Here is a 12,102-nt window from a genome sequence, read left to right as displayed (position 1 = left end):
GGGTAGTTTATCCCTTGTGCCCCGAGGGCGTCAACGCCAAATCGACCGGGTTCGACTCGCTCGGTCCGTGAGCCGTGACGCGGTCGCGTCCCCCGGCCTTGGACCGATAAAGCGCCTCGTCGGCATTCTTGATCAATTCTTCCCCAAGGATCCCGTGATCGGGGTAGCAGGCCAGTCCCATCGAGGCGGTCACGATGATCTCCTTGCCTGAAAAGTTGTATTTGATGTTCCGGATCAGCAGTCGAAGACGTTCCGCCGCCTGCATCGCCTTCGCCCCATCGACGTCCTCCATGTAGAGGACGAACTCCTCGCCGCCATAGCGACCGGCGAAATCGCCTTTCCGGACCGTCCTTTCGATGACGCCGGCAAACGTGCGGATAACCTCGTCGCCGGCCGGGTGGCCGTATCCGTCGTTGATCCGCTTGAAATGGTCGATGTCGAGCATGATGACGGCACAGGGACGGCGACGGTCCAGTCGCTCAAGAACTTTATCAAGCCGGGCGCAAAATGTTTTCCGATTGAGAAGGCCGGTCAACCCGTCGGTCTGGGCTTCGTTCGCAAGCCGCTCGACTTCCTCCGTGTGGGAGATGCCCATCCGCATGACGTTCAGGAACTGCTCCCCCCGGAGAATGTCGCGCAAATCGAAGGCATCCTCGCCGTCCCGTGAAAAACAGGCCATGACGCCTTGAAAACCGTCGGGAAGCGATACGGGAAGAAGTATGGCGCTCCCGTCGCCCGCCTCCCGCCATTCTTCGGGAAGAACCGGGATGGGCGTGGACGACTTGACCAGGCGCCGCTCCCCCTTCCGGGCAACCCACTCGATGTAAGTCGTGCCGAGGTCGACGTTCTCCCGCCGGGGTTCGACGTGACTCCCGTCACCGGTTTCCCACGCGATGGAACCCGTCTTCCCACCTCTTTCGACCTGGACCAGCATCACGCGCCCGGCATCCAGGTGGTTCCCGACGCATTCGCAGGTGATCCGGTAGAGCGCGGTGCGGCGATCCGGCCCTTCGCCAATCCCCTCACGGGACAGGTCGGCCGCTTCCGCGATCCGCCGCACCAGGTGATAGATGCCGTCGGCCCGGTCAACCTCCCAATAGACGGATTCGATCCTGGACTTCAGCTCGAGTTCCCGGCCGATGAAGAAGGCGCCCTGTTCCAGCATCGGAACGACGGGCTCTTCCCATGCTTCGTCCGAGAGCCGGACCGCGCCGAGAATTCCGGCGACCCCGGTCTCGTTCTGTACGGGGACCAGGGCAAGGGCAGTCGGCCGGACTTTTCCAGAAACAAGCGACAGGAGCATCGGGGCCTCCTTCCGCCCGTCGTACCGGATCGTCCGGCGCGTCTCGAGCGCCTCGGCCACGAGGTTCTTCAGTGGATCGGGGAGCGCGTCGCCGGGAGCGAACCCTCGCCCGGGGGGCTGCGAAAAGACGATGCGCAATGGATTTCCCTGCGCGAAGAAGACGACATCGGATCCGCAAAGCGGGAGGACGCCCTCGACCACGCGCCGGACTCCCTCCAGGGGATTCGCAAATTTCCGCAACCGGTCGAGGCGATCGGTCGGAAACGGCTCCTCGCTCCCGCGGGAGGGCGGCCGGCCGCCGATCGGTTCGGGAAGCTGATCGAACTTCGTCTCCCCGGCCGAACGCCGCCGGTTCTCGATCTGGAGAAAGCCTTGCGGCCAGGGGAGCCATCGACCGAGCAGACGGCCGGCCGGAAAGAAGACGGCAGCGTCGATGACGGTTCCGACCAGGGCATTGGATAGATCCCCGGCATTGAAGGCGATCCCCCAGGCTGCAATGACGCCGAGCGCGATCAGCCGTTCCGTCGAGGGGGCGAACCATGCGAAAAGGAGGAATAGCGGAGCGGCCACCACCCGAGCCCCCGAGATCACAGGAAAGACCCCGTGCAATTCGAGGATGCCTGCGGCGAACCAGCATAGAATCCCCGATACGTCCGGAAGGGAATATGCCCGCCGCGAGGCCTGGGCGCCATGCAGGAGAAGGATCGCGCCGACCGCAAGCGCGAGCAGTGCCCACCAGGCAGCGGCGTGTCGGTAAGCAGTCGACCATGGATTTGAGATGATGAGCGTAAGCGAGAGCAGCAGGTGCGCCAGCGCCCCGGCTTGCCGAAGGTATCTAGGGACGGCCCGGCCCTCCCTTGCCCCTGGGTTGGCCGGAGAGCGCATTGTTGTCGCCGCGCGTGTCGATCACGACTTCACCGGGATAGATGAGCCCCATCTCGCGTGCCCGCTTTTCGATGATGTCCCAGCTGGTCCGCAGTTTGTGGACCTCGTTCTGCAGGCGCGCCGTTTCCTGTCGCAGCTTTTCGTTTTCGGCCAGGAGCTGCTTCTCTGTCCGGGAAAGCCGCCATGTGCCGATGACGCCCTGGTCCCGTACCAGCGTAATGACGACGACGGCGATACCGACAATATAAAGCGCGATCCGGAAATAGCGGCGCATCCCGGATCGGGGCCTGATCTCGTTGTTTCCCATGGGTGCCAGTTTAATCGATCTCCTTGCGCGGGAGCGTGTGGAATTTTCGGACATGCTCCGAGGCTTCCCCGCGGTGGCATCCCTCGCAGATTTCAGCGATGAAATTGTCGGACGGGTCGCGCAGATAAGCCCCCGCGGCCCGGTCCTTGCCGTCCGGGGACATACCGATGCCGGCGTGGGGATCGTGGCAGGTCAGACAAGCGATCCGTCCGTTGTTCCCAGGCGTTAGACCTTCGTCGTAGAGCGGAAACATTGGTTTTCCCGCTTCCAGGAAACGACCGACCATCGGGATTAACGTCTCGAGGATGACGGAACCCCCGTAATTGGTCGGAACCTTCCTCTTGCGGCTGGGATGCTCGGACAGAGGCGGCAACGGCGCAATCCCTCCCTCCTGGTGACAGCGAAGGCAAGGCAGGTTCGGAAGGAACAGTTCATCGGAAGGCTTTCGCCGGACCTCGGGCGGGGGCAGGTCCTTGTGGGCGGGATGACAGCTTCCGCACGGCCCCCCTTCGATATCCCCATGCGGGGTCCCGACGATCCGTTCGGTCTTCGGGTGACATCCGATGCAGACACGCTCCGGCTTCTTTTCGCCTCCCCCTTCCTTTGGGTGTACCCGGTGGCAGGCGACACATCCCGTTCCCTTGCCGATGTGCCGGGCGGCCGTCCCGGCCTCCTTCCTTTCGTGGCATCCGGCGCATCCCGAATCCGGTTTCGTGTCCTGGTGCGGAGGATGACACGAGATGCAATCGGCTTTCGCATGCGAGGAGATCTTCACATGGCAGGGGACGCATTCGCCGTTCCGCGTCAATGTCTCCTCGGGTCGGTCGGCGGGAATCCGGAGAAGCTTCCCTGTCCCGGTCCCGACCGGGACGAATCCCGTTCCGTGGACGTCATGGCAGGAGGAGCAGACGAGCATCCCGGCCACGCCCCCGTCTTTGACATTCGAAAGAGGATAGACCGTCGGAATCGGTCGCCCAACCATGATGTTCATGGGGTGCCCCGCCTTGGCCACCGGCGAAGCCAACCCTTTTTCCCTGTGGCACGATCTGCATATCGCCTCTCCCGGCCCGCTGGCTGCCGGATCCGGCGTGATCCCGAGCATCCAGGGCGATGTCCCGCCGTGCGGGACATGGCAGGGTTCGCAGAACCCTTCCCCTGCAATCCCTCGCAGGTCGTGGGGCGTCAGCGCGAGTTTTTCCCTGTCAGGGTGGCAGGATGTGCACAAGAAGCCGGATGGACGATAGTCCTTCCTGAGCCGACGGGGGCTGTCGAGCATCCCGTGCGGCTGATGGCAGGTCGGACACGATATCGTCCCGATCCGGACGGCACGGCCGCGAGTATCGAATGCCGGCAGGTCGGCAGGGCGGCGCGTGGACCGGTCGGCATCACCTTCGAGGTGCATCGACACGCGAGGGTGGCAATCGGAGCAGAGTTTTTTCCATGGATCATCCGGGGATTCCCCCTTGCCGGGATCCACGAGCGTGTTCCTTCCGTGCACCGGGTGGCAGATGTCGCAGCCGAAATCCTTTCCCGCACCGGCCTTGGCGATCTTGGGATCGACGTGCGCCTTCCCCCGCATTCCCTCATGGCAGGAGAAACAGATGGCGCTCTCCCCCACGCCCCCGACGATCAACGCCGTTCCGGGCGCCGCCTTGTGGACGGAATGGCAGGTCCGGCAGACGATCTCCCCCTTGGGCCCCAGGACAAGGCGTTTTCCCTTTCCGAAGGCGGATTCGAACCGGTTCTTCTCGACCCGCTCGAAGACGGGGTGCGACAACACGATCCCGCGGGTTTCGCTGATGCTGTTCTGCTGATCGTGGCACTCGAAGCAGGAATAACCCTTGGCCGAGAGCAAAAGCGCCGTGCCGGCCGCAGCCTTGTGGATCGTGTGGCAGCGGAAGCAGAGGTCTTGTCGTTCGCCGACCTTGGTGACGTGCATCCCCTTCTCGCGCGCCTGTTTCGGGGTGTCGCTCTTGTAGGATGCGTGACATCGCGCGCAAAGGATCTCGGGACGGATCTCGCGTCCGCGGAACGCGCGCCCGCCTTCCCCCGTCCGGGAATGGAACACGTGGCACGATAGGCAATCCCCGACACCCGGATGATTCGGCTTGCCATCCCCCTCCTTCAGGGCAGGATGACAGGTAGCGCACAAGGACGCTCCCCCCTTCACGACGGCGCCGGGGCGGGGGTGGACGGGATGACAGGATATGCATTCCGGAAACGGGCGCCCTCGCCCGGATTCCTCCCCGGCCAAGGCGGTCGGATGTCCCCCCTTGCCGCCGGCATCCTTCGTTGGGTGGCATCTCAGGCAGAGCGTTTCCCTGCCCTCCCGAAGCAGCGATTTCCCCACTCCCCCATGGGCACGGTGGCATTCCTTGCAACCACCCTCGGGAAAGCGATTCATGTGGATGGCGCCCTGCCGGGTGGAATACGCCTGGTGGCACCCGACGCACTGGGCTTCTGAATTGCGACGGATCGAGGCGGAGGTCCCTGCGAGAACGCCCCACCCGCCTCCCTTCGTGTGAGGGGAATGGCAGCGGGAGCAGCGCCTCTGCTCACCTCCGCCCGGGGCGGGGTGCTGGGCTCCCCGCCAGAGAATGCCCCGCTGGTCGGAGACGACCCCGTTGTGGCAGCTGGAGCAGATCCGTTCCTCGCCGAACTCCTTCGCGTGTCCGGGGGAGAGGAACCGGCCGTCGAAAAAGACGCTTTGCCGGATGTGGCAAAGCGAGCACTTTTCCTGGTCGTAAACATCTGCGGCCCGGGCGCCTGGCGCCATGGTCGCCAACACCCCCATCAGAAGCAGGATAGCGATGGTCCTTGCGGCAGGCACGGCGTCCGGCTACCCTGCGATTTCCCGTTTAAACAGGATGAAAGCCCCGCGGACCTCGCCTGTGGGGAGGGTGAAGGGAACCGTTCCGACCATCTCCCATCCCTCCGAACCGGCCCGGTTCAGCTTGTCCATCTCAAGCCCCGTCTTGGGAAGCCCGCCGAAGATCTCGGGCCGCTTGACGAAGATCTGCCCGTATTCCCACTTTCTCGGTTCCATCGACACCTCTTCTTCCATGGGTGATTATTGCCTGGACAATGCGAGCACGCCGTCACGCTGGTCCGCGATCCAGATCCCTTCGGCCCCATCGGCAAGACCGGACGGGTCTCCGAAGATCGATGGCCTGGAATCGGCAGAGACTGCCTGTGCGAAATTGCCTTTTTCGTCGAAGGCTTGTACGAGACCGGTATAGCTGTCCCCGACCCAGATCCGGCCGCGATTATCGATTGCCAGCCCGGTCGGCCGGAAGATCCTGCCTGCCCCGGCGCCGAATCGCTTCAGGGTTCCGAGGTACTGCCCGAAGGCCGAGAACCACTGGATCCTGGCATTCATGACATCGGTCACGAAGATGCGCCCGCTCGCATCGGCCGCAATCCGGAAAGGCGTGTCGAATTCCCCGGCGTGATCCCCCTTCCTCCCCCAGCTTTCCTGTCCGCCCCCTTTTCGCTTGAACATGACGATCCTGTGATTCCGGTTATCGACGACGTAGATCGAATCGCCGTAGGCGCAGACGCCCGTCAGGCGCGCGCCTTTCCCAGCGACATACTCTTTTTTCAGACGCCCGGCGAGGTCGATCTCGAACACCCTGCCTCCTTCCCCGTCGGCAATCAGGATGTTGCCATCCGAAGTGACGCCTACGCCCAACGGGTCTTTCCAGATCCCGCGCCCCTGAATCTCGCGTATGAATTCGCCTTTGGGGGAGTAGATCGCGATCGACCGGTTTCCGCTGTCGAGAAGGAATACGACGCCCCTTCGATCGATCGCGACGTCTGATGGAAAGGAAAGCGTCCTGCCACCGGCTTTGCGCAGCGACAGCGCGTGCGGCTTCCGGATGGCCTCCGCGGCCGGAGCCGACCCCACATGGATTAGGAGCAATAGCCCGCCGATGAGCGCAGCGCCGATGCGGCGAAGCGTCAAGGATTCCACTGCCTGGCGCCTCCTTCGTGCATGCGCAAAGCGATCGGATCGGCATATCCGGGCGGTAGCGTGGAGAGACCGTGCTCCTTCAGGGAGCGCATCCCCGGCTCGGAGTGGCAGCGCCTGCACCCCCCCGGGTTGCCGAGAGGCGGGTGGCCCTTGGGACCGGTCGCAGGCACGCTCCCCGTGTATCGCAGGTGCACGCGTCCGTTCCCGTCCCGGCTGCCGGTAAACCGCGTCGAACCGTCGGGAGCATGGCAGACCGGGCAGGCGACGTAGTTCGCGTGGAGGTTCCGGAACGGGGCCAGCGCCTTATCCCGCTTGTGGGGGGCATCGCCGTGGCAGCCTTCGGCGATGCAGGCCTTCTGGTCCGTGAGGGTGCGGCGGTTTTTCCCGGGATGGTAATACGAGCCGTCGTCGGTCGCAGGAACGAGCGGGGCCGAGGAAATCCCCGGGACGGCACCCCGGGCTATCAGGACGAAGATGGCGACGGCGAGGATCACCGCAAGAAGGTCGGCCACCTGTCTCATGGCGTGCCTCCTTCATCCGGCCTGGAGATGCCGTCGAGGAGTTCCCGTGCCTTCCCGGCCATCGGGTTGAACGGGTCGGATTCAAGAAAGACCCTTAGCTGTTCGGAAGCCAGGTCCGGTCGCCCCTGCCGGATCCGGGACACGGCGAGGTTGAAACGCGCCTGCGAATATTCCGGGTAAAGGCGCAAGGCTTCCTCGAAGATGGACGCCGCCTCCTCATAACGCCCTTCCCGGGTCCGACGGTTTCCTTCGTCGAGCATTTCCCTGACCTGGACGGTTTCGCGTTCAGCCGCCCCATGCTGCACCGTCGGGACCGGGACGAGAATCCCTGTTTCCACGAGAGAAGCGACCCATCCTCCGCGGGATTCGGCCGATTCCAGCGGCACTTTCCCCGTGAAAATCGACCAACGGAATCCGGCCCGGGCGTGGATGAACCGGAATGGAACATGGCATCCGATAATGTGAAGAGCCCAGCCGGCTCCCATGGCTGTGTGGGTTATTCGGAGCCACGCGTATTCCGTCGGCCCCGGGACGCCGAAACGCCCGGGCCAGTGGAGTACAATCCCGCTCGTGATGGCGAGGAAGCTCCAGCACAGGATCAGGCAGTAATCTTGCTTTTCGGGAAGCGTGAATTTCCCCGCAGCGGCCCTTGCCTCGGGTGTAGTCTCGCGCGTCCCGGTCGGAAGAAAGGCGATATGGTCGATCGCCACGTCGTGGCGGACTCCGATCACGAGCAACGAAAAGAGGTGGGCGAGGAACAAAACGGTCGAGGCCAGCCCGATGGTACCGTGGATTCCGCGCCAGAACCCCGGGGCCAGTGCGGAAAGGATCAGGAGCAGCGCCAGCAGCAACGCCGCGACATGCTGAAGGATTTGCTGCAGCGAATACCTTTTGACGGTTTGGGGCGGGTTGATCCAGTTCATCGTTCATCCCCCTCGGGCAGCGGCCCGTTCCCGCAAAGCCATCGACCGGGGATAAGGCCGGCCAGGCAGGCAACCAAGAACAACAGGAGCGCCCCGATGCGTTTCGGGCGTTCGCCGGGCGCCCCCTTCCCGTGGCCTCCCAGCGCCTTCATCCGATCGGTCACTTGTTCATGGCAGCCGGCTCCCCGGCAGGTCGCAACATTGTCCGTGCGACTGCCGGCCATCCCCGATGGATGCGGGACGTGGCAAGCGGGGCAGGCGCCGCCGGGGCGGTTGGTCGCGAGGCCCCCGTGAACGCCTTCGGCAACCGACAGCGCTTCTCCCGCGTGACACCCCTTGCAACGGGCGGAGGCGGGAAACGCGGCCGAAGGGGGGTCATCTGCCCTGTGACAGAACAGGCACGGAGACGAGGGCATCGCCGCGTGCCTGTGCGATTCGGTCGTTCCCCCGAATGCGGCACGACGGTGGCTCTCAGGGACGTTCCCCGCGCCGTTGGCATGACACTCGTCGATGCAGCGGGCGGCGCCCGGCGTGACGGTGTGCGGGGCCATTTTCGCGTCAGGGTGGCAGTCGGAGCAGTAAACCCCGTCGTGGAACTTGCCGGGGGGTTCGGTGACCCGAAGATCGGAAACCCTCGCTCCTGTGCGCGCAAGTTCCAGCCGATGGCAGAACAGGCAACCTTCCTGGTCTGCCGCATGGGCGGAAGACAACAAGGCCGTCAACGCCAGGATAGGCACCAAAGCCATTCCCCTACTCAACATAGAACCTCACGTCGACGTGGATTTCCGCCTCTTTCGGGTCGAAGTCCCACTTGGAGACTTCGCGCTTGACCTGGTCTAGGAACTGCTTTTCCAGGACACCTTCTGTTTCGGGCCTGAGGACTTCGGTCGATACGATTGCCCCCTCGGAGTTTGTCCTCAGCTTCAAGTAGACGTTCATCCATCCCGCCGTAAACTTGCTCTGCTTGATCTTGAGGTTCGGGTATGGAACCTGGGTGTAGTGCCGCTCGATGTCTGTCGACGGGTAGCTCGTCACGACCATCTTGACCCGAGGGTCCATGTAGCCGGCGCTGCCTCTCCCACTCCCGCTTCCGCTCCCGGTCCCCGACCCCGTCCCCGATCCGCCGCCGGTCCCCCCGCCCCGCCCCCCTGATCCGCTGCCCCAGCCCTCGTTTCCCGTGCCGCTGCCGGTCCCCTTGTAGGCGCGCTGGTTCTTTTCGGCTGCATCCCGGGCCGCGCCTCGAATCCCGGAGGATTGCAGACCCGCCAGGAAATTGGCGAATTTCGATGGTTCCGACGGGCCCGGCCTTGCGACCGACGGTGCAGGGGCCGGCCCTCCGGGTCCGGAAGTCGTGACGCCGGTCGCCGGGGCGCCTCCCCCGGGATTCCCTCCCCCGCCGGCGGGGTTCACGACCCCCGCCTTAGAGGCCCCGGGAATGGAATAAGGCAGGTTTGCCGTGGCGATGGGTGGCGGCGCAAACCTGGCTGGAACCGACGCCGACGCCGGAACGACGGCGGGAGGCGGAGGAAGCACAGGCCTCTCGACGAAAGCGCGCACGCGCACTCCCCGCTGCGTCGTCACTGCCTCTTTCTTGGCGGGCGCCACGCCCGGGATCAGGAACAGCGCTGAATGGAGCAGCGCTGCAATCCCGACGTACAAGACGGGTTCCAGGATGGAGCGCAACCGACGGCCAGGCAAAATATTACTGACCTCCCCCCTTCTCGATCACGGGAAGGGAAAGGTCGCTGATACCGACTTCGAGGAGTCGATCCATCACCGACGCAATCGACTGGTAGCGGGTGTCGCGATCGGACTTGAGGATCACGTTCGTCCCCCCGATCTTCTGGCGCTCCTTGACCTTGGCGCCTACCTGATCGATCGTCACCTTGGCGCCATCGACGAAGACGCGCCCATCGCGGTCGATAAGCACGCTAACCCCCTTGTTCGAGATTCGCCCGGCGCCGGCGGCGGTCTCGGGCAGCTTCACGCCCATCCCCTTGTCGTAGCTCAGGACGGTGGACACCATGAAGAAGACGATCAGGAGGAACAGGACGTCGACCAGGTTGACGATCGGGATCCCTTCGTCGTCGTTGGGCACCGTCCTCTTAAACTTCAAGGTAGTCCCCCCCGATCGTATCGAAGCGCTGCGAGCGCTCCGCGACGTTTTCCTCGAGGTCGCCCAATGCATCCAGGAAGCGGATGGAGCTCTTCTGCATGTCGAGCATGAACCTGTTGACCCGGTCGAGGAAATAGAACGACAGGAAGTAGGCCGGGATGGCGACGACGAGGCCTGAAGCGGTGGCGATCAACGCTTCGGAGATGCCGGTCGCGACGCTGGCGGGATTCCCGCCGCCGGCGGTGGCCCCGATCGCCCGGAAGGAGGCGATCATGCCGGTGACCGTGCCGAACAGGCCGATCAGCGGGGCGATCTTCGAGATGGTCTGGAGGATCAGGATGCCCTTTTCGAGTTGGGCGACTTCCAGTGCGCCCGCGTCCTCGATCGACCGGATGACCTCGGCGCGCCCCCGACGCTGGTTCTTGAGTCCCGCCTTGATGATCGTGGCTACTGGCCCCGAAGTCGACTCGCAATGCTTGTTGGCTTCGTCGAGCGAATTGCGCTCCAGGAACCCGTTGATCACCCCCATGAACGAATCTGCGTCCATGCGCGCCCTGCGAAGGTAGATAACGCGTTCGATCCCGATGGCTACAGTGAGAATCGACAGCAGCACCATCGGGTACATGACAAATCCGCCCGCTCTGAATATTTCGATCATTCAAGCCTCCATGGGATGATACGTCCAGACCGTCTAGAAACGACCGTGACAGGGAGCACAAACTTCCCGGAAATCCGGGACGCGCCATTTTGACCCGGCCCCGACGCCGGACTCGCCCTTGAGCACGCCCTTTGCGTGGGGGTTGTGGCACGTGCTGCACCGAACCATGTCGCCATCGCCGAGCGGCAACGTGACCTGGTGCCTCTGTTCGTAGGCGACCTTTCTTGCAAGCTTCTCACCGCTCATCGCGACGTTGTGGTCCCTGTCGGGATGGGGCCGGTCGGGGTGGCAATTGGAGCAGATGCTGACCTCTTCGCCCACCATCTCGAGATTTTTGGGATTCCGCGGCTTCGCGAGATCGGGATCCTTCTTGTGGCAGAAACGGCAGGATTCGATGCGTATCCGGCCGAAAGGATCGATCTGGCGGTGGGGATTGCTCAGTTGATCCTTGTCCTCGAGATGGCACCGGTAGCAGAACTGGTCCTGCTCCGCGTAAGGGCCGCCACGGAGGAACCGTGGATTCGCCGGATCGGGCTTGCGATGCGAAACCTCGTCATGGCAGGTCGTGCAGATCAGCTTCCCCTGTTCGAGCGGATAGCCCAGGTAATCCATTCGCCATGTGCTTTCGGAGGAGGAGGTCACCCCGACCACGTGGGGGGCCTTGGGCACGCCCGGGCGCCCGTGGCAGCTGTTGCACAGTTTTTCGATGTCGCGCCCCTCGCCAAGCGGAACTTCGGTCCCTTCCTTGATCTTGCCTGGATGACAGGCGAAACAGAGGAAGCGATTTCCGTGGGGATTCGGAATCTTCCCCTCATACACGATTCTGGCGTAGGCCTCACGCATGCCGTAGATCGAATCATGGAGCTTGTGGCAGGTCGTGCAAAGGATCTTCCCTTCGCGTCCGGGCAGCTTGCCGGCTTCGATTCCCGCGGCGACGCTCTTCGCCTGCTCTCCTTCGGGCATGTTGTGAGTTTCCATCCCCGGGTGGCAAAGCCGGCACAGGTCCGGGATTTCCATGATGAATTTTGCGGTTGTTGCGGTCGGATTGTCGAAATGGCAGAAGCTGCAGGCGAGTGTTTCATGTGAATTGTACTTATTGACCGGCGCCTGTTTCGAACCGGTGCCGTCCGCCTGGAGGCCCGGCTTTCCGTCCTGTGATTCGACGAGGACACTCGGTTGCTTGCCCTTGTAGATGAGCAGCCAGAAATTGAACTTGTCCTTGGGGTGGCACGCGAGGCACGCTTCGTTGAGGATCTGGTGCGGTTGTTCGTTGGAACGGATGATCTTCGTGTTCTTCAGATCCTTGATGACGGTCTCGCCCGCGGGCGTACCGGCAGCGACGGCCAGGGAAGACTGGATCAGGATCAGCAACGCGAGTAGGAGGGGATGCACTTGGATTCGAACGTCCTTTCGGCG

At 63.5% G+C, this 12,102-nt stretch carries 12 protein-coding genes; all 12 read right to left on the bottom strand.

Annotated elements, in window-relative coordinates:
* Window positions 1-7: 7 nt before the first annotated feature.
* From VGK27_11240 to VGK27_11185, 12 genes are read right to left on the bottom strand one after another with little or no spacing between them, the layout of a single operon-like run.
* Window positions 8-2,188 (bottom strand): GGDEF domain-containing protein, encoded by a 2,181-nt coding sequence (locus tag VGK27_11240; GenBank protein HEY3490678.1) that lies wholly within the window; start codon window positions 2,186-2,188, stop codon window positions 8-10.
* A complete protein-coding gene (locus tag VGK27_11235) occupies window positions 2,139-2,462 on the bottom strand; it encodes a septum formation initiator family protein (GenBank protein ID HEY3490677.1) in 324 nt (107 codons plus the stop codon). Before VGK27_11235 ends, VGK27_11240 begins: the two co-directional genes overlap by 50 nt.
* A gap of 43 nt (window positions 2,463-2,505) precedes the next feature.
* Window positions 2,506-5,325, bottom strand: a complete 2,820-nt coding sequence (locus VGK27_11230; protein ID HEY3490676.1) for a cytochrome c3 family protein — start codon at window positions 5,323-5,325, stop codon at window positions 2,506-2,508.
* A gap of 9 nt (window positions 5,326-5,334) precedes the next feature.
* Window positions 5,335-5,541, bottom strand: coding sequence for a hypothetical protein (locus VGK27_11225; protein ID HEY3490675.1), 207 nt, complete (start codon window positions 5,539-5,541; stop codon window positions 5,335-5,337).
* A gap of 24 nt (window positions 5,542-5,565) precedes the next feature.
* Window positions 5,566-6,468, bottom strand: coding sequence for an NHL repeat-containing protein (locus tag VGK27_11220; protein HEY3490674.1), 903 nt, complete (start codon window positions 6,466-6,468; stop codon window positions 5,566-5,568).
* Window positions 6,456-6,989, bottom strand: a complete 534-nt coding sequence (locus tag VGK27_11215; protein ID HEY3490673.1) for a hypothetical protein — start codon at window positions 6,987-6,989, stop codon at window positions 6,456-6,458. The genes VGK27_11220 and VGK27_11215 overlap by 13 nt, the downstream gene beginning before the upstream one ends.
* Window positions 6,986-7,912, bottom strand: a complete 927-nt coding sequence (locus tag VGK27_11210; protein ID HEY3490672.1) for a tetratricopeptide repeat protein — start codon at window positions 7,910-7,912, stop codon at window positions 6,986-6,988. Before VGK27_11210 ends, VGK27_11215 begins: the two co-directional genes overlap by 4 nt.
* Entirely contained in the window at window positions 7,909-8,658 is a 750-nt protein-coding gene (locus VGK27_11205) for a hypothetical protein (protein ID HEY3490671.1), read from the bottom strand. The genes VGK27_11210 and VGK27_11205 overlap by 4 nt, the downstream gene beginning before the upstream one ends.
* Before the next feature lie 4 nt (window positions 8,659-8,662).
* Complete coding sequence (locus tag VGK27_11200; GenBank protein ID HEY3490670.1) at window positions 8,663-9,610, bottom strand: hypothetical protein; 948 nt, start codon at window positions 9,608-9,610, stop codon at window positions 8,663-8,665.
* 4 nt (window positions 9,611-9,614) lie between these two features.
* Window positions 9,615-10,028 (bottom strand): biopolymer transporter ExbD, encoded by a 414-nt coding sequence (locus VGK27_11195; GenBank protein ID HEY3490669.1) that lies wholly within the window; start codon window positions 10,026-10,028, stop codon window positions 9,615-9,617.
* Complete coding sequence (locus VGK27_11190; protein ID HEY3490668.1) at window positions 10,018-10,686, bottom strand: MotA/TolQ/ExbB proton channel family protein; 669 nt, start codon at window positions 10,684-10,686, stop codon at window positions 10,018-10,020. The genes VGK27_11195 and VGK27_11190 overlap by 11 nt, the downstream gene beginning before the upstream one ends.
* A gap of 33 nt (window positions 10,687-10,719) precedes the next feature.
* Window positions 10,720-12,078, bottom strand: coding sequence for a hypothetical protein (locus VGK27_11185; protein HEY3490667.1), 1,359 nt, complete (start codon window positions 12,076-12,078; stop codon window positions 10,720-10,722).
* Between the last annotated feature and the right edge of the window lie 24 nt (window positions 12,079-12,102).

The organism is Candidatus Deferrimicrobiaceae bacterium (genome assembly GCA_036504035.1).
In the GTDB taxonomy this organism is placed as follows: domain Bacteria; phylum Desulfobacterota; class Deferrimicrobia; order Deferrimicrobiales; family Deferrimicrobiaceae; genus JANXPS01.
This window is presented reverse-complemented; position numbering and strand designations above follow the sequence as displayed.